The sequence below is a fragment of the Erythrobacter sp. HL-111 genome (assembly GCF_900105095.1).
GTDB lineage: Bacteria > Pseudomonadota > Alphaproteobacteria > Sphingomonadales > Sphingomonadaceae > Erythrobacter.
Genome location: NZ_LT629743.1, coordinates 237,194 through 260,014, shown reverse-complemented (window position 1 = coordinate 260,014; position 22,821 = coordinate 237,194). Strand labels below are relative to the sequence as shown.

Annotated in this window: 20 protein-coding genes; 15 read left to right on the top strand and 5 right to left on the bottom strand. The window is 69.0% G+C overall.

Going from position 1 to position 22,821, the window contains the following annotated elements; translation table 11 throughout:
• Nucleotides 1–11: 11 nt before the first annotated feature.
• Complete coding sequence (locus BLU08_RS01255; RefSeq protein ID WP_090194285.1) at nucleotides 12–1,892, bottom strand: AMP-binding protein; 1,881 nt, start codon at nucleotides 1,890–1,892, stop codon at nucleotides 12–14.
• 145 nt (nucleotides 1,893–2,037) lie between these two features.
• Here BLU08_RS01255 and BLU08_RS01250 point away from each other — a divergent pair, with 145 nt between their 5' ends.
• On the top strand, nucleotides 2,038–2,397 hold the full coding sequence (locus tag BLU08_RS01250; protein WP_090194283.1) for a hypothetical protein: 360 nt from the start codon (nucleotides 2,038–2,040) through the stop codon (nucleotides 2,395–2,397).
• Nucleotides 2,394–3,479, top strand: coding sequence for a class I SAM-dependent methyltransferase (locus BLU08_RS01245; RefSeq protein WP_090194280.1), 1,086 nt, complete (start codon nucleotides 2,394–2,396; stop codon nucleotides 3,477–3,479). The genes BLU08_RS01250 and BLU08_RS01245 overlap by 4 nt, the downstream gene beginning before the upstream one ends.
• Here the strand turns inward: BLU08_RS01245 and BLU08_RS01240 are convergent.
• Together BLU08_RS01240 and BLU08_RS01235 are read right to left on the bottom strand one after the other, a co-directional pair.
• Nucleotides 3,476–4,621: an FAD-dependent monooxygenase gene (locus BLU08_RS01240; RefSeq protein ID WP_172800953.1), complete on the bottom strand. Its 1,146-nt coding sequence runs from the start codon at nucleotides 4,619–4,621 to the stop codon at nucleotides 3,476–3,478. The two genes, BLU08_RS01245 and BLU08_RS01240, sit on opposite strands and share 4 nt — an antisense overlap.
• A 30-nt stretch (nucleotides 4,622–4,651) precedes the next feature.
• Nucleotides 4,652–6,250, bottom strand: a complete 1,599-nt coding sequence (locus BLU08_RS01235) for an FAD-binding oxidoreductase (RefSeq protein ID WP_090194274.1) — start codon at nucleotides 6,248–6,250, stop codon at nucleotides 4,652–4,654.
• A gap of 180 nt (nucleotides 6,251–6,430) precedes the next feature.
• On the opposite strand from BLU08_RS01235, the gene BLU08_RS01230 reads away from it, so the two are divergent.
• The 9 genes from BLU08_RS01230 (at nucleotide 6,431) to BLU08_RS01190 (ending at nucleotide 15,900) form a co-directional block, all read left to right on the top strand.
• Nucleotides 6,431–7,792: an MFS transporter gene (locus BLU08_RS01230; RefSeq protein WP_157674413.1), complete on the top strand. Its 1,362-nt coding sequence runs from the start codon at nucleotides 6,431–6,433 to the stop codon at nucleotides 7,790–7,792.
• Between the two features lie 3 nt (nucleotides 7,793–7,795).
• A complete protein-coding gene (locus tag BLU08_RS01225) occupies nucleotides 7,796–9,286 on the top strand; it encodes an aldehyde dehydrogenase (RefSeq protein WP_090194269.1) in 1,491 nt (496 codons plus the stop codon).
• Nucleotides 9,283–10,089 carry an alpha/beta fold hydrolase gene (locus BLU08_RS01220; RefSeq protein WP_157674412.1) on the top strand — a complete coding sequence of 269 codons (807 nt, stop codon included), beginning with the start codon at nucleotides 9,283–9,285 and terminating at the stop codon, nucleotides 10,087–10,089. Before BLU08_RS01225 ends, BLU08_RS01220 begins: the two co-directional genes overlap by 4 nt.
• 14 nt (nucleotides 10,090–10,103) lie before the next feature.
• On the top strand, nucleotides 10,104–10,631 hold the full coding sequence (locus tag BLU08_RS01215; protein WP_090194265.1) for a cupin domain-containing protein: 528 nt from the start codon (nucleotides 10,104–10,106) through the stop codon (nucleotides 10,629–10,631).
• Between the two features lie 3 nt (nucleotides 10,632–10,634).
• Nucleotides 10,635–11,633, top strand: coding sequence for an ornithine cyclodeaminase family protein (locus tag BLU08_RS01210; protein WP_090194262.1), 999 nt, complete (start codon nucleotides 10,635–10,637; stop codon nucleotides 11,631–11,633).
• Between the two features lie 157 nt (nucleotides 11,634–11,790).
• Nucleotides 11,791–13,176 carry a serine hydrolase gene (locus BLU08_RS01205; RefSeq protein ID WP_090194260.1) on the top strand — a complete coding sequence of 462 codons (1,386 nt, stop codon included), beginning with the start codon at nucleotides 11,791–11,793 and terminating at the stop codon, nucleotides 13,174–13,176.
• On the top strand, nucleotides 13,176–14,579 hold the full coding sequence (locus BLU08_RS01200) for an MFS transporter (RefSeq protein ID WP_090194258.1): 1,404 nt from the start codon (nucleotides 13,176–13,178) through the stop codon (nucleotides 14,577–14,579). The genes BLU08_RS01205 and BLU08_RS01200 overlap by 1 nt, the downstream gene beginning before the upstream one ends.
• A complete protein-coding gene (locus BLU08_RS01195) occupies nucleotides 14,576–15,622 on the top strand; it encodes a class I SAM-dependent methyltransferase (RefSeq protein WP_090194256.1) in 1,047 nt (348 codons plus the stop codon). The genes BLU08_RS01200 and BLU08_RS01195 overlap by 4 nt, the downstream gene beginning before the upstream one ends.
• Nucleotides 15,619–15,900, top strand: coding sequence for a hypothetical protein (locus tag BLU08_RS01190; protein WP_090194254.1), 282 nt, complete (start codon nucleotides 15,619–15,621; stop codon nucleotides 15,898–15,900). The genes BLU08_RS01195 and BLU08_RS01190 overlap by 4 nt, the downstream gene beginning before the upstream one ends.
• A 6-nt stretch (nucleotides 15,901–15,906) precedes the next feature.
• Here BLU08_RS01190 and BLU08_RS01185 read toward each other — a convergent pair whose 3' ends face one another.
• Nucleotides 15,907–17,343 (bottom strand): NAD(P)/FAD-dependent oxidoreductase, encoded by a 1,437-nt coding sequence (locus BLU08_RS01185; RefSeq protein ID WP_172800952.1) that lies wholly within the window; start codon nucleotides 17,341–17,343, stop codon nucleotides 15,907–15,909.
• A 118-nt stretch (nucleotides 17,344–17,461) separates the two neighbouring features.
• Between BLU08_RS01185 and BLU08_RS01180 the strand changes: the two genes are divergently transcribed.
• Complete coding sequence (locus BLU08_RS01180; RefSeq protein WP_157674411.1) at nucleotides 17,462–18,424, top strand: hypothetical protein; 963 nt, start codon at nucleotides 17,462–17,464, stop codon at nucleotides 18,422–18,424.
• Nucleotides 18,421–19,596 (top strand): serine hydrolase, encoded by a 1,176-nt coding sequence (locus BLU08_RS01175; protein ID WP_157674410.1) that lies wholly within the window; start codon nucleotides 18,421–18,423, stop codon nucleotides 19,594–19,596. The genes BLU08_RS01180 and BLU08_RS01175 overlap by 4 nt, the downstream gene beginning before the upstream one ends.
• Here BLU08_RS01175 and BLU08_RS01170 read toward each other — a convergent pair.
• A complete protein-coding gene (locus tag BLU08_RS01170; RefSeq protein ID WP_090194249.1) occupies nucleotides 19,593–20,555 on the bottom strand; it encodes a phytanoyl-CoA dioxygenase family protein in 963 nt (320 codons plus the stop codon). The genes BLU08_RS01175 and BLU08_RS01170 overlap by 4 nt on opposite strands.
• A gap of 281 nt (nucleotides 20,556–20,836) precedes the next feature.
• On the opposite strand from BLU08_RS01170, the gene BLU08_RS01165 reads away from it, so the two are divergent.
• Both BLU08_RS01165 and BLU08_RS01160 read left to right on the top strand, forming a co-directional pair.
• Nucleotides 20,837–22,042, top strand: coding sequence for an NAD(P)/FAD-dependent oxidoreductase (locus BLU08_RS01165; protein ID WP_090194247.1), 1,206 nt, complete (start codon nucleotides 20,837–20,839; stop codon nucleotides 22,040–22,042).
• Nucleotides 22,042–22,809 carry an arylmalonate decarboxylase gene (locus BLU08_RS01160; RefSeq protein ID WP_090194244.1) on the top strand — a complete coding sequence of 256 codons (768 nt, stop codon included), beginning with the start codon at nucleotides 22,042–22,044 and terminating at the stop codon, nucleotides 22,807–22,809. The genes BLU08_RS01165 and BLU08_RS01160 overlap by 1 nt, the downstream gene beginning before the upstream one ends.
• Nucleotides 22,810–22,821 lie beyond the last annotated feature (12 nt).

Sequence of the window (22,821 nt, the reverse complement as noted above, 5' to 3'; positions counted from 1 at the left end):
GGCACCCCCCGTCACGCGAAGATCGCCTCGATCTCGGCGAGCACGCCCGCGTCCTCGATCGTCGGAGGGACATTGGGCTCCTCGCCGTCGGCGATCTCGCGGATCGTCTTGCGCAGGATCTTGCCCGAACGGGTCTTGGGCAGGCGCGAGAGGACATGGACCCGCTTGAACGCCGCGACCGGCCCGATGGCGGAGCGCATCGCGGCGATCAGCTCGGCGGCGAGGTCCTCCGGCGCGATGGCGGAACCGGCCTTCAGCACGACGAAGCCGACCGGGACCTGGCCCTTCAATTCGTCCGCCATCCCGATCACCGCGCCTTCCGCCACCGCCGGGTGGGCGACCAGGACCTCCTCCATCGCGGAAGAGGACAGGCGGTGCCCCGCGACATTGATCACGTCGTCGATCCGGGCCATGACGTGGAGGTATCCGTCCTCGTCGAAGAAGCCGCTGTCGCCGGTCAGATAGCAGCCCTCGAAACGCTCGAAATAGGCCTCGCGGAAACGTTCGGGCGCGTTCCACAGGCCGGGGGTGAAACCGGGCGGGAGCGGCAGGCGCGCGACGATCGCGCCGGCGGTCCCCGCGGGGACGGGCTCGCCATCCTCGTCGAGACAGGCGAGATCCCAGCCCGGCATGGGAAGCGTGGAGGAACCGGGCTTCACCGGCATCAGTTCGATCCCGGCCGGGTTCGCGGTGATCGCGCTGCCGGTTTCGGTCTGCCACCAGTGGTCGATCACCGGCACGCCCAGCAGATCGCCCGTCCATGCGAGCGTGGCGGGATCGGTCCTCTCCCCCGCGAGGAAGACCGTCCTCAGGTTCGAAAGGTCCTCGGCCGATGCGAAATCGCCTTGCGGATCGACCTGCCTGATCGCGCGCAGCGCCGTGGGCGCGGTGAAGAAGCTGCGGACCCGGTGCTTCGCGATGAGCCGCCAGAACACGCCCGCATCGGGCGTGCCGACGGGCTTGCCCTCGAACACGACGCTCGGGTTCCGACCCAGCAGCGGTGCGTAGCAGATGTAGCTGTGGCCGACGACCCAGCCGACATCGCTCGCCGCCCAGAACGCCTCGCCCGGCGGGCAGGCATAGATGCCGGTCATGCTCCACAGCAGCGTGACGAGATGCCCGCCGGTATCGCGCACGATGCCCTTGGGGCTCCCGGTCGTGCCCGAGGTGTAGAGGATGTAGAGCGGATCGGTCGCGGCCACGGGCACGCATTCGGCCGGTTCGGCAGCGGCGGTCACGGCGTCCCAGTCATGCTCCCCTTCGCCCAGCACGGCCCGGTGCTGTTCGCGCTGCCGGAAGATGCAGGCATCCGGGCGGTGCTGCGCGATCTCCAGCGCCTCGCGCAGGATCGGCTGGTAGGGCAGCACCTTCGCCCCCTCGATCCCGCAGCTCGCCGCGATGACGATGGCGGGCGCGGCATCGTCGATCCGGCTCGCCAGTTCGCGCGCGGCAAATCCGCCGAACACCACCGAATGCACCGCGCCGATCCGCGCGCAGGCGAGCATCGCGATCACGGCTTCGGGCGAGTTGGGCATGTAGACGAGCACGCGGTCGCCTTTTTCCACCCCCATCGCCCGCATCGCGCCGCCGAGCCGCGCGGTCGCTTCCTTGAGTTCGGCGAAGGTCACGGTCCGCGACACGCCGGTCACCGGGCTTTCGTAAAGCAGCGCCGCCTCGTGGCCGTGGCCCGCCGACACGTGGCGGTCGACGCAATTGTGGCAGGCGTTGATTTCGCCCCCGACGAACCAGCGCGGGATCGGATCGCCCCGGCGGTCCAGCACCTTGTCCCAGCGCCGATGCCAGTCGAGCCGCTCCGCCTGTTCGGCCCAAAAGGCCTCCGGTTCGGCCAGCGAGCGGGCGTGGATGTCGGAATAGGCCGCCGTTTCGGTCATTGCTCTCTCCTTAGGATGCACTCCTTTTGCACAAGGCCGCCCTGCCTGCCATTATCCGTTGGGCGAATAGTCCGGGGCCTGCCGTGCCGCGATGGCGGGGCCTGCTGGTAGTTTTCGCCAACTGGCAGAGGAGACACCGGCGCGCATGGACGAAAAGCCCGCAATCGAGGTGCCCGAGACGCTCGGCGAGGAAATCGGCGGGCCGGGCAAGGCCTATTTCGACGATGTCGTGATCGACAACATCCTCGATGCGCTGCTCGAACTCTCGGCCGCCGTGTGGACCTATCACGACCGGGTGACGGTGCTCGAGACGGTGCTCGCCGAAAAGGGCATCGAGGTCACCGACGCGATCGAGGCCCATGCTCCCGGACCCGAGGAAATCGCCCGCCGCGAAAGGGAACGCATGGCGCTGGTCGACAGGGTCTTCGGTGCCTTCCTGCGCCGCCCCACCCCGCGCGGGCCGGATCCGCTCGCCACCCCCGCCGAAACAGGAGACGACACATGATCCGCGGTTCGATCGGGGTCACCCCCCGCCCCACCACGCTGGCCGATGAAAGCTATCTCGAATTCATCACCTCCTTCCGCCGGCTCGCGATCCAGCAGATGTTCCCGAAGGTCGCCGAACACGGCGAGATCCGGCTCGCGCGGGCGCTGGAAAGCGGCGCCGTGGAGGCCGAGAACGGCAGCGTCCCGCTCACCGAAATCCAGCGCATCTTCGGCGAGAACCCGGTCACGCCGACCTTCCAGCGTTTCGTGCGGACCCAGCAGGAAATGATGTGGCGCCGCACGCGCGAAAGCTTCGTGCGCGATGCGGACGGGCTGATGGCATGGATGGACCGGGCCGCGGCCGAGCATCCCGAACGGCTCCACGTCGATCCCTCCTTCGAGCCGCCGGAATACACCCGCCGCGAAATCCACTGCCAGCCGGGCGGCTATACCGACGATCCGCTGGGCGGGATCGTCTATCACTACGGCACCAAGGTGTTCTACGAAGGCTTCAACGACCAGGACGAGCTCCACGCCGAACTGGTCGAAAGGGCGACCGCGCCGGCCGATGGCAAGGTCTCCCGCGTGCTCGACATCGGGTGCTCGATCGGGCAGGCGACGACCCTGCTCAAGGACCGCTTTCCCGCAGCCGAGGTGTGGGGCCTCGATGTCGGCGGACCGATGGTCCGTTACGCCCACGCCCGCGCGGTCGATCACGGCAAGGAAGTGCATTTCAAGCAGGCGCTGGCCGAGGACAACGGCTTTGCCGACGCCTCCTTCGACATGGTGCTGAGCTACATCCTCTTCCACGAGGTGCCCGTCGACAGGATGCGCGCCATCATCGCGGAGACGTGGCGCGTGCTGCGCCCGGGCGGGACCTTCACGATCTACGAATTCCCGAGCAACGACAAGGGCCAGGTGTCGGCCTCGACCCGGTTCCTCGTCGACTACGACAGCCGCAACAATTGCGAGCCCTATTCGCCCGATTTCGTCGCGGCCGATTTCCGCGGCATCATCGCGGAAGCGGGCTTCGATGTGGCGGACGGCCCCGCGCTCAGCAACGACTTCCTGCAGTCGATCGTGGCGACGAGACCCGCCTAGGTGATCCCGACGCGCGCGGGATCGTAGCGGAAGATCCCGAGCGCGTCCTCGTTCTGCGGCGGATTGTCGCGCAGGGCGTAGGGATCGAGCGCCTGCAGCCGGTCCCCGCCGCAATTGCTTTCGGCCTGAAGGAAGGAGGCGCGCTCGATCCGGGCGCTTTCGTAAAGGCGCAGGGCCTCCTGTGCGTGCGCGGCCGCCTCGAAACAGCGCCCAAGCACGACCGCATCCTCGATCGTCGAACTTGCGCCCTGTCCCATGAAGGGCAGCATCGGGTGCGCCGCATCGCCGAGCAGGGCGACGCGGCCCCGGACCCAGGTGGGCAGCGGCTCGCGCACGAACAGGCCCCAGCGGTAGAGCGCGTCCTGCGGAATGGCCGCGATGACCGCGCCGACATAACCGGCCCAGCCTTCGAACAGGGCGGCCAGTTCGCCCGGCATCGCGCGCGCGTTCCAGCTTTCCTCCACCCAATCGTCCGAGCGTGTCAGCGCGACCATGTTGACGAGGCCGCATCCGCGCACCGGATAGGTGACGAGGTTGCGCCCCGGTCCGACGTGGTTGATGCTGGCGGGCAGGCGCGCCCGTTCGGGCAGCGTCTCCGCCGGGATCAGCGCGCGCCACGCGACGTGGCCGGAAAAGCGCGGCTCCGACGGATCGAACAGCATCTCGCGCACCGTGGATCGCAGCCCGTCGGCCGCAATCGCGACATCGGCGCGCTCCTCGCTCCCGTCGGCGAAGCCGAGCCGCACACCAGCCCCGTCCTGTTCGATGCGGGCGAGCGCCGCGCCCATGACGCAGCGCCCGGCTCCGAACGCTTCGACCAGCCCGGCGAGCAGATCGGCGCGGTGAAGCTGGTAATAGGCCGCGCCGTAGGTTTCGCGCGTGGTCCGCCGATCGTAGCGCAGCAGTTCCTCGCCGGTTTCCCCGTGGAACAGGAACTGGTCGAGCGGCTCGTTCGCGGTGCGCGCGAGGAAATCGGCAAGCCCCAGCGCCTCCAGCCCCTTCACCGCATTGGGGCTGAGCGAAATGCCCGCCCCGACCTCGCCGAAGGCCGCGGCGCGTTCGTGGATCACCGGCTCGAACCCGGCGCGGCGCAGCGCGATCCCAGCGGTCAGCCCGCCGATCCCGCCCCCGATGATCGCCACCCTCACAGGCCGCCGCTCACAGGCCGGCACTCACAGGCCAAGCGTCCCCGGATTGAGGATGCCGTGCGGGTCGAGCCGCTGCTTGAGATCGCGCAGCAGCCGCCCCGCCTCGCCCTCGCGCGTTTCGGCATAGGGGTAGAGCCGCCCGATCTGGAAATGGGTCGCGCCGTGCGCGCGCATCAGGGCGATGATCGCGCCCACCATTTCGCGCACCAGCGCGCGTGCCGCAGGGTTATCGGGGTGGTCCTTCGCAACGCCGTCCAGATAGGCCGGCGTGCGGCGCCGGTGATAGAGCATCGCGCTGTCGGGCCAGTAGAACACGGGTTCATAGAGCGTCCCCACCCCCGCGACGCCGGCGAAGAATTCGGCCAGCGTCACCCCGGCCTGCGCCATCCGCGCTGCGTGCTCCGCCTTCAGCGCGAGGTAATCGGTGTGGAAGGCGGCGATCCGGCTGTCGGCGAAAACCCCGTGGATCGGCAGCAGCCGCCGCCCGTCGGGGTGCGTCACCGGGAGTTCGGGAAAGGGTGCCGCGCGGACCGCGAGGGGAACGGTGTTGACGATTTCGCGCGCGCCCTTCGCAAGGCCCCGGATCGCGGCGAGGCGGCTGCGAAGCTCGCGCCGGTCACGCCCCTCGACCACGAAATGCACGGTGTAGCGCGCGCCATCCAGAAACCGCCGCCCCGCCGCCGCGATCCGCGCCATCCGCGCGAGCCCGGCGGGAGCGCTCCCTGCCGAGCGCGCGATGCGGATAAGCGCCTTTGCGTCTTCGGAAAGGCTGGACGGCCCGGCGTTCTGGCGCGCGACCTCGGCATCCATCGCGATGATTTCGCTCGCCAGGCGCCGCAGCCGCACGTCGCGCAGGAGGTCCGCCATCACCCGGAAGGAATCGACCGCGAAGGATATCCCGTCGACCCGTTCCGGGCGCGGCTCGATCTCGATCGTGGCGGCGGTCTTGATCCCCAGCGCGCCCGCGTCATTGGCGAACAGGCCGGTGAAGTCGGGGCCGAAATTGCGGTTGAACGGGCCGGTCCCCGCGCTTCCGTCCGATCCGGTGTGCAGCACCTCGCCCGTTCCGGTGACGATCTCGAAGCTCTTGACCGCATTGGCCGAAGCGCCCGCCACGCCCGATCCGAACGTGACGGAACCCTGGCTCAGCGAACCGCCGATGGTCGCCGCGGCGCCCGACATCGGGCCCCAGAACCGCGCGCGCATCCCGACCTTCGCCAGCGCCGCATCGAGCGCAGCCCAGGTGCAGCCGGCCTCCACCGTCACGTTGCCGTCCGCGGGATCGATGCTGCGGATGGCGGCAAGGCGGGAAAAGCCGAGCACCACCGAGCGATGCACGCGCGGCTGGAAGGCGTCGGTGTAGGACATCCCGCCGCCGCGCGGGGCGATGGCGACCGCCTGCTTCGCGCACCAGCGCACCAGTTCGCTCACCTCGCGGGTCGAGCCGGGCGAAACCACCGCGAGCGGCAAGGCGCCCTTGAAGAACAGGTCCTGCACCGCGAAGCGGCGTTCCTCCTCGTCCGTCTCGACCGCCTCCGCGCCGAGCAGTGCCTCGAGCCCGGCGACAAGCGCCGGCGCGGCTTCGGCGGTTCCATCGGGAGAGGGCGTAGCCGGAACGTTCATCGCCCAAAGGGTTAGCCGCGAGGGGGGATCGGGCGACAGGCCGCGCCGCGTTGTCCACCCATCGGATAAGTCGCGGCATCTTTGTGTGCGCGCGGCGCGCTGCGCTAGGCCCGGGGAATGTCCGACATGGCCGCACGCCCCTCCGCCCTCCCTGCGAGCGCTGCTGCGCCCGGAGATCGGATGGCCGCGAGCGCCACCGCACCTGCCGCCGCGCCCGCCGCGCCGCCCCTGCCCTCGCTCCTGCGGGCATGGAGCGTCGTCGTCATCCTCTCGCTCGCCGCGATCGTCAGCTATGTCGACCGGCAGGTGCTCAACCTGCTGGTCGAGCCGATCAAGGCCGATCTGGGCCTCACCGATGTCGAGATCGGCGTGCTGCAGGGCTTCTCCTTCGCGCTGCTCTATGCGGTGCTGGCGATCCCGCTCGCCTGGCTCGCCGACCGCTCGAACCGCAAGTGGGTGATCCTGGGCGGCCTCGCGTGCTGGTCGGGCGCGACCTTCATGAGCGGGTTCGCCGCCGGCTTCGCGGTGCTTTTCCTTGCACGGATGCTCGTCGGCATCGGCGAGGCGACGCTGAGCCCGGCGGGCTTTTCGATGATCGCCGACCATTTCCGCAAGGCGCGCCTGCCGGCCGCGCTCAGCGTGTTCACCGGGTCCGGCTTCGTCGGCTCGGGGCTGGCGCTCGTCATCGGGGGCGCGCTCTATGCGAGCCTCGAGGCGGCGGGGCCGGTCGCCCTCCCCTTCGGCACGTTCCGGCCGTGGCAGACGACCTTCTTCGCGGTCGCCCTGCTCAGCGTGCCGCTGTTCGCGCTCCTGCTGGTGTTCGTGCGCGAGCCCGCGCGCCAGCCCGACACGGTCGCACCCGCGCCCGCGGAAGAACCGTCGGCGTTCGAGATCCTCGGCTTTCTCGGGCACAACGCGCGGGTCTTCCTGCCGCTGTTCTTCGGATTCTCCTGCTTTGCCGCCGCGCAGTTCGGGGTCGGGGCCTGGGCGCCCAGTTTCTTCATCCGCGCGCATGGCTGGACCCAGTTCGAGGTCGGGCAGGCGCTCGGCCCCGTGGTCATGGTGACGGGGCCGCTCGGCGTCGTCGCGGGCGGGTTCCTGGCCGAGCGGCTGCTGCTGCGCGGGGTGCGCGATGCGACCCTGAGGCTGTCGATCGGCGCGATCGCCTGCGCTTTGCCCTTCGCCATCGCGTTTCCGCTGGTGACGGAGGGAACGCTGTCGCTCGCCCTGCTCGCCGCCGTGCTCGCCTTCGGGACCGTGCCGTTCGGTGCGGGCGTCGCGACCTTCCCGCTCATCACCCCCAACCGGATGCGCGCGCAGGTGATCGCGGTCTATCTGCTGGTGGCGAACCTGCTCGGCTATTCGGCGGGGCCGATCCTCGTCGCCTGGCTGACCGACGCGGTGTTCGCGGACCCGGCTGCGATCGACCGCAGCCTCGCCATCGCCGCGCCCGCCGTCATGGCGGCGGGCCTCGCGCTCGTCGCCGCGGCGCTCGCCCCCTATCGCTCCATGCTCGCCGCCGCCGAAACCCCGGAGACCTGACCAATGGCCCTGATCGACCTCGCCCCCGAAACCCGTTCCTTCATCGGCAGCGACAAGAAGATGCTGATCGGCGGGGAATGGACCGAACCCTCAAAGGACGCGGCGATCCCGGTCATCAACCCGGCCGATGGCGAAACCCTCGCGCGGATCGGCGACGCGGCCGGGTCCGATGTCGACCGCGCGGTGAAGGCCGCCCGCCGCGCCTTCGACGAGGGGCCGTGGCGCACGATGAAGCCGGGCGAACGCGCGCTGCTGCTGCACCGCATCGCCGATGCCATGGCCGCCCATGCCGAACAGCTCGCCCAGCTCGAGACGCTCGACAACGGCAAGCCGATCGCCTTTGCGCGGATGGACGTGCAGGCCGCCATCGGCGCGATGCGCTACTATGCCGGCTGGGCGGACAAGATCCACGGATCGACCCATTCGATCGCGATGCCGGGGGAACATCATGTCTACACGCTCAAGGAACCGGTCGGCGTCGCCGCGCTGATCGTGCCTTGGAACTACCCGCTCGTCATGGCCGCGATGAAACTGGGGCCATGCCTTGCCGCGGGTTGCACCGCGGTCCTGAAACCGGCCGAGGACACTTCGCTTTCCGCGCTCCGGCTGGGCGAGATCATGCTGGAGGCGGGACTGCCCGAAGGCGTGCTCAACATCGTCACCGGCCACGGCCACACGGCGGGCGACGCGCTGGTCCATCACCCCGGCATCGACAAGATCGCCTTCACCGGATCGACCGCGACCGGGAAAGCCATCGCCCATGCCGCGGCCGAGGGGCTGAAGAAGGTCAGCCTCGAACTCGGCGGGAAATCGCCCAACATCATCATGCCCGACGCCGACCTCGACGCCGCCATCCCGGCGAGCGCGTTCGGCATCTTCTACAACAGCGGGCAGACCTGCACCGCGCCCTCGCGGCTTTATGTCCATGAAGACGTGGCCGACACCGTCATCGAAGGCATCGCCGCGTTCGGCAAGTCGATGACGATCGCCCCCGGCCTCGACGAGGACAGCCAGATCGGCCCGCTCGTCAGCCAGAAGCAGTTCGACCGGGTGACGGGCTATGTCCGGCAGGGCGAGGCCGAGGGCGCCGAGATCGTCAGCGGCGGCCGCCGGCACGGCAACACCGGCTATTTTATCGAACCCACCGTGATCGCGAAGACCACCAACGACATGACCGTGGTGCGCGAGGAAATCTTCGGGCCGGTGCTGGTGACGCAGACCTTCGCCAGCGAGGAGGAGGCGATCGCGCTCGCCAACGACAACCCCTATGGCCTTGCGGGCTGCGTCTGGACCAGGGACATGGCCACGGCCCACACCATGGCGAAGAAGATCAGGGCGGGGATCATCGGGCTCAACACCGCCATGGGGGCCGACTGGGACGTGCCGCTGGGCGGGTACAAGCAATCGGGGATAGGGCGCGAGAACGGCCGGGACGGGCTCGAACTCTACCTCGCCACGAAATCGGTCTTCGCCCAGCTCAAGCCCGCATGGTGAGCGCCGCGACTGAGACCCGCCGCGTCGATATCGGGGACGCGCAGATCCACACCGAGATCGCCGGGAGCGGCCCGCCGGTGCTGCTGGTCGCCGGGCTCGGCGGGCGCGCAGCATTCTGGAACGAACAGGTCGCGGCCTTCGCGGAGCATTTCACCGTCATCGCCTTCGACCACCGCGGCTGCGGGGAATCGACGCCCGACAAGGTCGTCTACGGCGCCGAGCACATGGCGCGGGACGTGCTCGCGCTGATGGACGCGCTCGGGCTCGACAAGGCCATGCTGGTCGGCCATTCGACCGGCGGGGCGATCGGCCAGCACATCGCGCTTTCGCAGCCCGAACGGCTCGAAAAACTGGTGTTGTCGTGCAGTTGGGCCGGGCCGGACACATACCTGACCGAATTGTTCCGCACCCGGCGCGAGATCCTCATCAGCTGCGGCCCGCTCGCCTATCTCACCACCGGCACCTATCTCGCCATGCCGTCGCGCTATCTCCAGCCGCAGATGAAAAGGGCGCGGGCCTTCATGCAGGAACGCCTCGCGGCCTTTCCGGGCCTGGAGATCGAATTGTCGCGCATCAACGCGGTCTATACCCACGACCTCAGGAGCCGCGTGCACGACATCGCCGTGCCGTGCCTGTGCATCGGCGCGATGGACGACCAGATCACCCCGCCCGGCTTCACCAGCGAACTCGCCCGGCTGATCCCGGATGCGAAGGAGCACCTGCTCGACCACGGCGGCCATTTCGCCCCGCGCGTCGTGCCGGAGGTGTATAACCAAACCGTGCTCGCGTTCCTGAAAGGCTGACAGGAGGAAGGCCCATGGCCACCGAACCCGATCCGCACCCGCCCGCCGGACACATCACGAAAGGCCGCTCTGTCATCATCGGCCCGGACGAGGGCCGCTCGCTCTGGCAGCCCCTGCCGAGCAGGGGCTATGTCACCGTCAATCTCACCCCCGACAACATGCCCTACGACACGTTCTCGTCCGGCATCCAGGTCATGCCGCCGGGCGGCATGGTGCGCGAACACGGGCACCGGCAGAACCACGAGCTCGTCTTCGTCTACGAAGGCACGGGCGAGGTCGATATCGACGGGGAAGTGACGCGGTTCGGCCCCGGCACGACGATCCTCTTCGCGCGCAACTGCACCCACTGGATCAGGAACACCGGGGACACGGACATGAAGATGTTCTGGGTGTTCTTCCCGCCCGGGCTCGAGGACTGGTTCGATGCCATCGGCCGCGCGCGGACGCCGGGCGAGGCCAGCCCCGAACCCTTCGACCGGCCGGACGATGTCGCGGAGGTCATGGCGAAGATGCGCTTCCTCCCGCCGCGCCCGAAGGACTGAACCATGCGCATCATCCAGCGGTCCGAGGTCGAGCGGCTGCTCCCGGTCGAAGCCTGCGTCGATGTCATGCGCGCGGCGATGATCGCGGTTTCGCGCGGGGACGTGTCGCTGCCGATCCGCCGGTTCATGCCCGTCCCCGGCGCCGCCGGGAAGCTCGCGCTGATGCCCGGCTCCCTCGGCACCGCGGGGGAGGCGGAGGACGCGAGTTTCGGAATCAAGCTGGTGTGCAAGTACGAACGGCCTCACGATGACCCGCTCGGCACCCATGTCGGCATGGTCATGCTGTTCGACAGCGCGAAAGGCGTGCCGCTCGCCATGGTCGAAGGCTCCTCGCTCACCGCGATCCGCACCTCGGCGGCGAGCGCGCTGGCGACAGATCTCCTCGCGCGCAGGGATGCGAAGGCGCTCGCGATCATCGGCAACGGCGAACAGGCGATGCGCCACGTCGCCGCGATGCAGGCGGTGCGCGCCATCGAGCGCGTGCGCGTCTGGGGCCGCGATGCGGGGCGCGCGCGGACCTTTGCCGAAACCGCGAGCGCGCGCTTCGGCCTGGCCGTGGAAATCGCGCCGAGCGCCGCCGAGGCGGTGATGGGTGCCGACATCGTCTGCACCACGACCTCGGCGAAGGAACCGGTGCTGGCGGGCGCCGATCTCGAACCCGGAAGCCACGTCAATCTGGTCGGCTCGGCGATCCCGACCACCGCCGAAATCGACGGCGCGGCGGTCGCCCGGATGCGCTTCTACGTCGATTACCGCCCGGCGGCGATGGCGGCCGCGGGTGAACTGCTCGACGCGATCGAAGCGGGGCTCGTCAGCGAAAGCCACATCCTCGCCGAGATCGGCGATGTCGCGCAGGACCCCGCGCTGGGCCGGACCTCGGCCGACGAAATCACCTGCTACAAGTCGCTCGGCGTCGCCGCGCAGGACCTTGCCGCCGCCCATGCCGTGTGGCGCCTCGCCGAGGCCGAAGGGGCCGGAACCGTCATCGACCTGCGCGCGTGAACGAAAGGGGCATCGTCTTGGCGATGCGACAATTCTCTCCGTCTGGCGGTCAAATCCGGGTCACGGACCCGAAGCGGGCACCGGACGGGCTAGGTCCTTGCCCAGGGGACGTTCCGGAATTCGCGTCCGATCTTTTCGAGGGCATTGACAAGGGCAGATGAACAAGCCGCCGCTTTCCAGGACCGCGGGCCTGCGGCTCGCCCGGCTGATGGTCGCAGCCGCCGCCGCGCTTGCCGCCGGTGCGGGCGCGCAGGGCGGCGGTGCGCAGGAGCGCGGCGCGCAAGCCGTCGCGGCGCCCGCTCCCGCCCCCAGCGCGACAGCCGATCCGGCCAACCGCACGGCCTATTCGCCCGCGGACGAGGCGCTCTATCGCCAGCGTTTCGACCAATTGCTCGAAGCCGCGCGCAGCGGCGCGGGGCTCGGCTCCTACGACCCGCTCGAACCGGTCGCCGGCGCCGCCACGGCCGCGCCCCTGCCGGTGGCCGACACTCCCGCGCTCTCGCCGCAGGCGCTGGCCGAGGCGGAAAGCTACGCCGCCGCGCGCAATTCCAACGCCTTCATCGTGGTCAAGGATGGCAAGGTCCAGCACGCGCGCTATTTCGGCGAGACCACGCGCGATACCCCGATCGTCTCGCGCTCGCTGGCCAAGCCGGTCACCGCGCTGCTGGTGGGCCGTGCGATAATACAGGGGCACATCGCCTCGCTCGACCAGCCGGTCGCGGATTTCATCACGGAATGGCAGGGCGATCCCGCGCGTTCGAAGATCCTCGTGCGGCACCTGCTCGACATGAGGACCGGCCTCCTCCCGCAGGGCTTTTCGCGCGATCCGGAGGACATCCTCAACCGCGCCTATCTCCACCCGCGCCACGACGAAGTCATCATCAACGATTACCCCGTCACCCACGAGCCGGGGACACGCTACGAATATTCCAACGCCAATGCCGAACTGGTCGCGCCCGTGATCGAGCGCGCGACGGGGATGCGCTACGGTGACTACCTGACCCGTGCGCTGCTTGAACCGATCGGAGCGATGGGCGGCGAAATCTGGGTCAACCGCGCAGGCGGGACCGCGCATTCGGGCTGCTGCCTGCTGCTCCCGGCGGAAAGCTGGGTGCGCATGGCGATGCTGGTGATGGCGGACGGCGAGTGGGAGGGCGAGCGCCTGCTCCCCCCGGGCTATGCCGAGGCGATGCGTACCGCCACGCCCGAAAACCCCCATTACGGCATGGGCGTGTGGGTCGCCGGGCCCTACGTGCCCGAACGCGGCTTTGCCCATCCGAGCGTGCCCTACGGCAAGGTCCCGCACGCGGAGCCCTATCTCGACCGGGACCTCGTCCTGTTCGACGGGAACGCCAACCAGGTCGTCTACATGATCCCCTCGCAGGACATGATCGTGCTGAGAACCGGGCGCGCGCCGCCCAAGGATGCAGCGTGGGACAACACCGTCCTTCCCAACCTCCTGATCCGCGATGCCGCCGCCAGGTCGGGCGAGCCGCTGCCCGAACCGCAGGCGGGCGGTGCAGGCGCCGGGGAAGCACCCTGATGGCTACCAACGTGGCGGGCCGCGCCGATGCTGGCGCCGGGGTCGGCCGCCTGCCCGTCTCGCTGAAACTGGGCTGGGGCATCGGCGCCTTCGGCGTCGCGATGCTGATGAACGGGATCGCGGTCCTGATCTTCTTCTACCTCGTCGGCATCCTCAAGATCGAACCCGCGCTGGCCGGGACGATCGTGTTCGTCTCCAAGCTGTTCGATGTCGCGACCGATCCGATCGTCGGCCTGTGGAGCGACCGGCACGCCTCCCCGCGCGGGCGCAGGCGGCCCTTTTTGCTGTGGGGCGGGGTCGTCTCCGCGGCGAGCTTTGCGCTCATCTTCTCCTCGCCGGTGTTCGACAGCCAGTGGCTGACGGCGGGCTATGTCTTCCTCGCGCTGTGCGTCTACACCTTCGGTTACACGGTGTTCAACGTGCCTTACATGGCGATGCCGGCCGAAATGACCGACGATTACCATGAACGCTCGTCGATCCATGCCTACCGCATCGTGTTCGTTTCCGCCGGGTCCTTCCTCGCCGCGGCCATCGCGCCCGCGATCATCGAACGGCTCGGGCGGACCGAATGGACCAGCTATGCCTATGTCTCCTCGGCCTGCGCCGTGGTGATCCTGGCGACGATGATGACCGCCTATGCCAGCACGTCGCGCGCCCGCTTCACCGAACGCACGAGCGCGATGACCAGGCTGGTCGAGGAATTCGACGCAGTCCGGCGCAACCGCCATTTCCTGCGCCTGATCGGGGTCAAGTTCGCCCAGCTCTCCGGTGTCCAGCTGACCCAGGCGGCGTTCCTGTTCTTCCTCGTGCAGACGCTTGGCCTCAGCTTCGACATCCTCGTCGTCTATGGCGGGGTGCTCACGCTAACGACCATCGTCGCCGCCCCGCTGCTGGTCGCCTTCTCGAAACGTTTCGGCAAGCGGGAGGCCTATTATGTCGCGGCGGGTTTCTACATCGTCGGCGTCTTGAGCTGGGCCTTCGCTGTCGAGGGCGAGCCGATCTGGGCGATCGGGTTACGCGGCGTGCTGATCGGGGTGGCGGCAACGGGCAATGTCGTGCTCGCCATGTCGATGCTGACCGACATCATCGAATATGATTCGCGCCGGACCGGCGTGCGTCGCGAAGGGGCCTACACCGCGCTCTACAGCTTCGTCGAGAAGTTCACCGCCGCGCTCGGGCCGCTGGTGGTCGGCTTCGCGCTGCAACTCGCCGATTTCGACACCAGCCTGCCGCCCGACGTGCCGCAGGGAGGGAATGTCGACACCGCGCTGGTCATAACGGTCGCGATCCTGCCCGCGATCATGGGAGCGATAGCGATCTGGCTGCTGACCGGCTACAAGCTCACCGAAAGCGAACTGGCGGCGGCCGGGCCGCCCGCGAACACGGCGAAGGAGGAAACATGACCCCTTTCCAGAACCCGAAACTGCGCCAGCGCGGGCGCGCCTCGGTCGATTTCCTCGCCGGGATGGCCGCGGCCTCCGGGCCGGTGCGCGCGAATGTCGATGCCGCGATCGCCCGGAAGGTCGGCGATCCCGACGCCTTGCCCGAAGACCTCGACGAACGGCTCGCCCACATGGACGCGGTCCTCGCCGATTGTCCCGCCTGGCCCGTCCAGCAATTGCTCGGCGACTGGCACGGGCGGATGCACGGGCGCATTTCGGCCGAGGCCTTCGAGGAAGTGGAGGACGATCTCGCCCCGCTGTTCGAAGCGGCCGAGCAGGGCCGCGCGACCCTGCGGCTCGATCCCGTCCTGAAGGCGCCCGATTACTGGGACGGCGTCCATTTCCACCGCACCACCGGCGGCTGGGAGGGGCACGCGCAGATGGGCTACATCCACGGCGAAATCATCCACAAGAAACTGGTCGGGCGGTTCTTTCCCGGCGGCATCTTCCAGCAGCGCCGCGACGTCGCCGCGATGGCCCCGCGCGAGAGCTACAGCCGCATCCTCGACATGGGCTGTTCCTCGGGGCACTTCACCACCGCGCTCGCCGAAACCTACCCCGACGCGCAGATTTTCGGCGTCGACCTGTCCGCGCGGATGCTCGAACACGCCTGGCGCACGGCGAACGCGAACGGTTGGAACTGGCAATTGTCGCAGCAGGCCGCCGAGGCGACCGATTTCGAGGACGAAAGCTTCGACCTCGTGGCGAGCTACATCATCCTTCACGAAATGCCGGCGCACGCGATCCGCGCGGTCTTCGCCGAGGCGTTCCGCCTGCTCGAACCGGGCGGCGACCTGTTGATGAGCGACGTGACCCGCTATTCCGACATGGACCGGCTCGCCGTGTGGAAGGCCGATCATGGCGCGATGTTCGGGGGCGAGCCGCATTGGCGCGAAAGCGCGAGCCTCGATCTCGAGGCGGTCGCGCGCGAGGCGGGCTTCGTCGATGTCACGACGAGCGCCCCCTATCCCTACGTCGTCCAGGGGCGGAAACCCGCGGCATGAAGGACCCGCGCGACTTCAACACGCCCGAGGGGCAGATCCTCGGGCCGGAACACGTCGACAACCTCGCGCGCGCGGTGCTTGCGCTGACGCGCGAGGTCGCGGTGCTGACCGACCGGGTGATGGTGATCGAGACCCTGCTGGAGCGCGAAGGCGTGGTGAGCGTCGAGGCGATCGACACCTTCGCACCCGACGCCGCCTTCCAGCAGCGGACCGACGCGGCGATGACGAAGATCACCGCCGGGGTGGTCGCCGCGCTCCAGGGCACGGACCGGGACTAGCCGCGCCTATCCCCGCAGCGCCAGGGCCGCCGCCGCTCCCGCCGCGAGCGAGCCGATCCCCGCCATCCTCAGCCGCCCGTCGGTGCGTTCGATCGCGGCGCGCATCTCGCCATAGGTGAGGTCCGGGTCCTGCGTCAGGAAGAAGCCCGGCCGTTCGAACACCTGCGGGGCCACCGCGTTGAGCCCGCGCCGCAGCAGGAAGCCCGCGATCCAGCGTCGCATGGCCCAGGGGCGATGGTTGTACTGTTCGGGAAAGACGTGGGTGACGAGCCAGCACAGGTCGCGCGCTTCGGGCAGGCGCTCGGCGGCATAGGCGGTGAGCGCGCGCTCGAGATCGCCTGCCGCCTCCAGGTGATCCGCCAGTTTGTCGACGTCCTCCAGCGCGGAATTGACGCCGAGCCCGAGGTCGGGCGGGAAGGCGTGTGCCGCATCGCCCACCAGCAGGACGTGGCTGCGCGCGCCGGCCGGGCCGAAGGACGCCAGCAGTTCGCGCGCATGTTGCGGCGCGGGGAAGGCGCCCGCTTCGAGGCCGACGAAATCTTCCGCCTCCTCGCGCCCGACGAGATCGCGCACGGCAAGCTGCGGAAAGGAATCCTCTAGGAAGGCGAAGAGTTCGTCCGCTGTCCCGAGCGTCCAGAGTTCGTGGTCCGCCTCGCGGATCAGGTTGACGCTGCGCGGATGGCTCGCATCGGCCACCGGGAAGGCGAACAGGGCGCAGGCCTTCGTCCGGTCCTTGTGGCGCGAGGGGAGGATGTAGCTCATCGCCGGGTCGTCCACCGCCGCGCCTCCCCGAGTGGCGAAGCGCGAGGGCAGGTTCAGCACCTTGTAGCGCAGGCCGGTCGACAGCGAAGGGGTCGCGACCATCTCGAAACGCGCCGGATCCACCTCGGCCAGGTTCTGAAGGCCCTGCCGGATCGCGGAGTTGAGCCCGTCGCAGGCGAGGACCAGCGTCGGCTCGAAGCTTTCGCGGCGCCCTTCGTCGTCCTCGACCTCGACCGCGATCCCGCCGGCCGCGCTGCGGGTGAGGCCGGCGACCTTGTGCCCGTAGAGCAGCCGCACCCGCTCCCCGGCGAGGTCCCGGACCGCATCGCACAGCATCGTCAGCAGCGCGCGGCGCGTCGTCCAGTAACAGACCGGCCGGTTCGGATCGATGATCGGCACGCCCCTCGTCCGGGCCTTGCCGTCCGGGGTGATCGTCGTCGCCGTGAACTCGCGCGTGGCGACGCCGACCGGCGGCAGCCGTTCGAGAATGCCGAGACGGTCGAACAGGCGCTGCGAACGCTTGTCGACGAGATAGTTGAAGCTCTTGTTCTTCTCGAAATCGGACGGGCCTGGGCGCCGCTCGGCGAGCACGATCTCGTCCCAGCCGAGCCGGTCGAACAGCAGCGCCGCCGCGAGGCCCGCCGGGCCGCCGCCGCTGATGAAGACCGAGCGTTTCGTCATGGCCGAAAGGGCTACCAGATCGCGCCCGCGCGCCCGCGCGGCGCTGCGCGATGTTCGACTGGCGGACAAGCGACCAGCCGGGCATACCGCGCCCCTGCCCCGGTGCCAGTCTGCCGCCATGACCAGACGCGCCCTCACGCCCGCCGCCGCGCTGCTCCTCTTCGCCTGCGCCCCGCTTGCCCGGGGCGCCGCTCCTGCCGAGGCCCCGGCCTGCGCCGACCTCCTCGCCCGCGAGGCGCAGAGCTTCGCGATCGAGCGCACCGCCGAGGACGGACGCCCTGTCCCCCTCACCGTCTTCGCCCCGGCCGAGCCGGGGGAATATCCGCTCGTCGCCTTCTCGCACGGGGCCTTCGCCGCGCCCGGGCGCTATGCCGCGATGCTCGAACCGCTCGCGGCGGCGGGTTTCGTGGTGCTCGCGCCGATGCACGTCGATTCCGAAGAATACCCCCGCGCCGAAGGCGAGCCGGAGCGGCCCTCGCATCCGGTGACATGGGCGGGGCGGACCGCCGACATGGAACTCGCGCTCGCGCCCGATGAGGTGCTGCGCGCGGCGCTGGCCGAAAAGGGCCTGACGCTCGCCGCGGGCAAGGTCGCCGCGCTCGGCCATTCCTACGGCGCGCTGATCGCGCAGCTTTACGGCGGCGCGCGGGCAGTCGAACCCGAGGGCGGCAGCGTCGACCGGCGCCGGGGCGAGGTCGGCGCGGTCGTCGCCTTCTCCCCGCCGGGACCGATGCCCGGACTGATCGCGCGCGAAGGCTGGGCGAGCCTTGCTGCACCCGCGCTCACGATCACCGGCACCGCAGACGTGCTGCCCGGCTTCATCGACGACTGGCGCGCGCACCTCGCCGCCCACGAAGCCGCCCCGCCAGGCGCCCGCGCGCTCTGGGTCGGCGAGGATATCGATCACTATTTCGGCGGCTCTTTCGGGCGGCCGGGCGAGGTGAGCGAGGACGAGGCCCGCCTCTTCGCCCGCGCGCTCGAACGGGCGCTCGCTTTCATGCAGGCGCGCGTACAGGATGGGGCGGCATGCCGGGTGGGCGAGCCGATCCCCGGCGAAAGCTACGAGGAGGACGCGGCGTGAAGGCCATCCGATTGACGCGCCGGCTCGCCCTTCCCGCGCTCGCGCTCTGGCTTGCGGGCGGGGTCGCGGCGCAGGCCCCGGACGAACGCTACGCCGATCTCGACGACCCGATGACGCCTGCCGAGCTGCAGGGCGCGAGCGTCCTCGATGTCGAGCGGTACCGCCCGACCTATGCCCTCGCAGGCTGCGCCACGGACTTCCCCGAAGCGGACGAGCCGGGCGAAGCCCTCGCCGCGGCCATCGCCGAGGCGCAGGCGTTCTCCGACGCGCACAAGGGCCTCGGCCTGCTCGTCCTGCACGAAGGCGTGCCGGTCCACGAAAGCTATGGCGAAGGCGCCGACGTCACCGCCACCAGCGCGTCCGCCTCGATGATGAAATCGCTCATCGGATTGCTCTATGGCATCGCGATCGAGGACGGGGTGATCGGATCGGTCGACGACCCGATCGGCGACTATCTCGAGGAATGGGCGGACGATCCGCGCGGGGCCATCACCCTGCGCCAGATGCTGACCATGTCCTCCGGCCTTGCCCCGTCCGATTTCATGAAGATCCTCTTCGCCCCCGATATCGGTGCGGAAGCGCTCAAGCTCGAACTCGCGGGCGAGCCGGGGGGCGAATTCGCCTACAACAACGCCGTCACCAAGCTGCTGACGCTCGCCCTCGACCGGCGGCTCGCGACGGAAAACAGGGGCGGGGTGCTGTCCTATCTCGAAAGCGAGCTGTGGTGCCCGCTCGGCAATGGCCCGGCGCGGGTGTGGGTCGATCCGGCGGGCAAGGCGCGCGGCTATGCCGGGATGCAGGCGACCTTGCGCGACTGGGCGCGGGTGGGCGAGCTGATCCGCAACCGCGGCCGCGCTAACGGCGAACAGGTCGTGCCCGAAAGCTGGATCGAGGCCATGGCGAGCCCGTCCGAAGCGAATGCGCAATACGGCCTCCACGTCTGGCTTGGCCGGGAACATACCCCGCAGCGCGCCTACAGCGCGGGCAACCCCGTGAAGGTGCCCCATTCCGAACCCTTCTTGGCCGAGGACATCGTCTATTTCGACGGGTTCGGCGGGCAGCGAGTCTATGTCATGCCCAGCCGCGGACTAACGGTGGTTCGGATCGGGGAGGTCGATCTCGCCTATGACGATTCGCGCATCCCGAACCTGCTGGCGCGCGCCGTCGACTAGTTCGCAGGCGCCGTGCGGCGGTCGGACAGCGCTTTCGCGTCCTCCTTCGCCTTCATCCGCTTGAACGTCTCGTATTCGTTGACATCGCCCATCGCCCGCCCGCTCCAGCGGGTCGCGAAGCCGCGCGGGTATTCGCCGTCGCCTTCGCGCCGCCCGTCCTGCGACCACAGCAGCGGAAAGAGCGGACCCTGCGGCTTCTCCCCGTCGAGCATCTCGTCGAAGCTGCACCCGGCAATGTTGAGGCAGTCGGGCCGCGGAGCCCAGCGGATGTCGTCGCCGAACACCCTGATCGAGACCGCCACGCGCCAGTCGTCGGTCGGGTTGCCGGCGGAATAATGCAGCGCCCAGGGGTGGACCACCAGCATGTCGCCGGGGTCCATTTCCCACTTGAGGAAGCGCAGCCCCTCCTCGCCCCGGCGGCTCTCGATGTCGGGGTGCGGCACGCGGTCGTCGGGCTTGATCATCTTGCGCGCGTTCGGACTGAACAGCCAGTAGGGCACGTCGTCATGCTGCGTGCCCGCCAGCACCTCGAGGCTGTTCTCCTCGACGATCGGGGTGAGCGGGATCCACAGCGAAGGCACCATGAACCCTTCGACCGGAAAGGCCATGCGGTCGCAGTGCCACAGGGTCGCGGCGTCGGACCGCGGGGGCTTGGCGAAGAATTCGTCGAAGAAGAAACGGATTTCCTTCGACTGCATGACCCGGCCCGCGGCCTCGGCCACCGGGCCGTCGAACACCAGGCGGCGATATTCGGGGATGCAGCGCGCCATGTAGCGGCCCGGAATGGTCGGCAGCAGGCCCACGTCCTTCTTCCCGACGATGACCTCGCGCGCGATCGGTTCCAATGCCTCCACCCAGTCGTTCGAGAGCACCCGGCGCAGGCATACCGCGCCGTCGCGGCGGTAGGTTTCGATGTCCTCTTGCGTGATGTCGCGCAGCGGGCGGGTGTTGAAGGCCATGGTCCGTGTCCTGTCTGGTGTCCTCGCCGGGTCTGTCCCGATCTTGCCGCCCCGACCCTACCAGCCCCGCCCCCTTTCCCCCGGGTCCGCCCCCCTGCCTATCCGCGCATCGGATAGCTCGCCCGAGGAGAGGTGATCGACTCCGCGACTTGTCCGCAGGGCGAGAAACGGGGGAGCCGAGGTTTCACAGCCCGCGCCCCAGCGCCGACAAACCGGCAAAAGCGCGCGGCGAACCGTGCCGACCGACATCGGAACGCAGGAAAAGGACGGAGCCCCGAGGGATGAAGGAAATTCGCACGCAGGTCGCAATCGCCGGTGCCGGACCCGTCGGCACGGTCGCGGCCTATTGCCTCGCGAGCCAGGGCGTCGATGTCGTGCTGCTGGAGGAAGGGGCGGACTGCGCGCTCGACCTGCGCGCCTCGACCTTCCATCCGCCGACGCTCGAAATGCTCGAAGCCTTCGGCATCACCGAACGCCTGATCGACAAGGGGCTGAAAGCGCCGGTCTATCACTTCCGCGAACGGCGCACCGGCGAGGTGATCGATTTCGACATGACCGAAATCGCCGATGCGACCCGCCACCCCTACCGCGTGCAATGCGAGCAGTATCACCTTTCGCGGATGCTCTCGCAGCTGGTGCGCGAACAGGCGGGCGCCGAGGTCCTGTTCGGCCACCGGCTCGCCGCGATCGAGCAGAACGCGGAGGAGGTCACGATCCACGCCGAAACCCCGCTTTCGATCATGACGATCAAGTGCGATTACCTGATCGGCGCGGACGGGGCGAACAGCACGGTGCGGAAGTGGCTCGGCACGGAATTCCACGGCTTCACCTATCCCGAAAAATTCCTCTGCTTCACCACGACCGAGCCGCTGGAAGAGCATATCAAGGGCCTGTGCCACGTGAACTACGTCTCGGACCCGGAGGAATGGATGGTGCTGCTGCGCGTCCCCTCGCTGTGGCGGGTGCTGGTCCCGGCCGACATGGACACCAGCGACGACGTGCTCCTTGCCGATGCGAAGAAGAACGACGTGTTCGAACGGCTGATCGGGCGCGGGCAGGAGGTGGAGACGCACCATCGCACGATCTACCGGGTGCACCAGCGGGTCGCGAAGAGCTTTCTCGAAAAGCGCGTCGCCCTCATCGGGGACGCGGCGCATCTCAACAACCCGATCGGCGGCTTCGGCATGAACAGCGGAATCCACGACGCCTTCAACCTCGCTACGCGCTTGCTGCGCGTCTACAAGCACGGGGCCGATGCGACGGACGAACTCGATGCGTTCGAGCGCCAGCGGCGCACGACGACGCATGAATTCATCCAGGCCCAGACGATCCGCAACATGGAATACCTGAAGGAAGGCGAAGGCCGGCTCCACGCCCGGCGCAAGGCGGAAATGGAGGCGATCCGGGCCGATCCCGAACGCCGCCGCGCCTTCCTGCTGCGCCAGTCGATGATCGAATGCGTCGAGCGCGAGAGGATGGCCGCCTGATGCCGGTCCGGCCGCGTCCCAATCCCGACACGCTCGGCCACCGGCGGCTGTTCGGCGTGCTCGGGCCGTCGACCAACACCGTGGTCCAGCCCGATTTCGACGACCTGCGCGTGCCCGGCGTCACCAATCATTACAGCCGCATCGTGGTCGACGACGCGCAGGCGATCTCGGACGAGACGTTCATGGCGGGCACGCTCGAAATCAGCCGCAACACGATCGACGCGGTGCGCGGCGTCCTGACCTGCAATCCCGATTACCTCGTCATGGGGATGAGCGCGGTGACCTTCTACGGCGGCGCCGAGGGCGCGGCCAGATGGCGCGAAAACATCGAGCAGGAGGCCGGATTGCAATTGTGCACCGGCTCGCAGTCGCTGATCGAGGCGTTCAAGGCCTATGGCGGGGTCAAACGCATCGCGGTGATCTCGCCCTATTATCCCAGCGCCAACGAACAGGTCGCGCGTTTCATGGCCGATCACGGGATCGAGGTCGTGCGCGACACCTGCCTCCGGTGCCCGAGCTGGACCGCGATCGCGCAGGTGCCGGTGGCGAACTTGCGCGAGGAGCTGAAACAGCTCGACGGCGACGATGTCGATGCGCTGGTGCAGGTCGGCACGAACCTTTCGATGGTCAAGTTCGCCGCGGCGGCCGAATTGTGGCTCGGCAAGCCGGTGATCGCGATCAACACCGCGACCTATTGGAACGCGCTGCGCCAGAACGGCATCATGGACAGGAAACAGGGCTTCGGCCGGTTGATGGAAGAGTTCTGAAGAGGGACCGCG

Excerpts from the sequence above, each read along its gene's own strand:
- BLU08_RS01255 (WP_090194285.1), bottom strand. The coding sequence starts at position 1,892 with ATGACCGAAACGGCGGCCTATTCCGACATCCACGCCCGCTCGCTGGCC.
- BLU08_RS01250 (WP_090194283.1), top strand. The coding sequence starts at position 2,038 with ATGGACGAAAAGCCCGCAATCGAGGTGCCCGAGACGCTCGGCGAGGAA.
- BLU08_RS01245 (WP_090194280.1), top strand. The coding sequence starts at position 2,394 with ATGATCCGCGGTTCGATCGGGGTCACCCCCCGCCCCACCACGCTGGCC.
- BLU08_RS01235 (WP_090194274.1), bottom strand. The coding sequence starts at position 6,250 with ATGAACGTTCCGGCTACGCCCTCTCCCGATGGAACCGCCGAAGCCGCG.
- BLU08_RS01230 (WP_157674413.1), top strand. The coding sequence starts at position 6,431 with ATGGCCGCGAGCGCCACCGCACCTGCCGCCGCGCCCGCCGCGCCGCCC.
- BLU08_RS01225 (WP_090194269.1), top strand. The coding sequence starts at position 7,796 with ATGGCCCTGATCGACCTCGCCCCCGAAACCCGTTCCTTCATCGGCAGC.
- BLU08_RS01215 (WP_090194265.1), top strand. The coding sequence starts at position 10,104 with ATGGCCACCGAACCCGATCCGCACCCGCCCGCCGGACACATCACGAAA.
- BLU08_RS01210 (WP_090194262.1), top strand. The coding sequence starts at position 10,635 with ATGCGCATCATCCAGCGGTCCGAGGTCGAGCGGCTGCTCCCGGTCGAA.
- BLU08_RS01205 (WP_090194260.1), top strand. The coding sequence starts at position 11,791 with ATGAACAAGCCGCCGCTTTCCAGGACCGCGGGCCTGCGGCTCGCCCGG.
- BLU08_RS01200 (WP_090194258.1), top strand. The coding sequence starts at position 13,176 with ATGGCTACCAACGTGGCGGGCCGCGCCGATGCTGGCGCCGGGGTCGGC.
- BLU08_RS01195 (WP_090194256.1), top strand. The coding sequence starts at position 14,576 with ATGACCCCTTTCCAGAACCCGAAACTGCGCCAGCGCGGGCGCGCCTCG.
- BLU08_RS01190 (WP_090194254.1), top strand. The coding sequence starts at position 15,619 with ATGAAGGACCCGCGCGACTTCAACACGCCCGAGGGGCAGATCCTCGGG.
- BLU08_RS01185 (WP_172800952.1), bottom strand. The coding sequence starts at position 17,343 with ATGACGAAACGCTCGGTCTTCATCAGCGGCGGCGGCCCGGCGGGCCTC.
- BLU08_RS01180 (WP_157674411.1), top strand. The coding sequence starts at position 17,462 with ATGACCAGACGCGCCCTCACGCCCGCCGCCGCGCTGCTCCTCTTCGCC.
- BLU08_RS01170 (WP_090194249.1), bottom strand. The coding sequence starts at position 20,555 with ATGGCCTTCAACACCCGCCCGCTGCGCGACATCACGCAAGAGGACATC.
- BLU08_RS01165 (WP_090194247.1), top strand. The coding sequence starts at position 20,837 with ATGAAGGAAATTCGCACGCAGGTCGCAATCGCCGGTGCCGGACCCGTC.
- BLU08_RS01160 (WP_090194244.1), top strand. The coding sequence starts at position 22,042 with ATGCCGGTCCGGCCGCGTCCCAATCCCGACACGCTCGGCCACCGGCGG.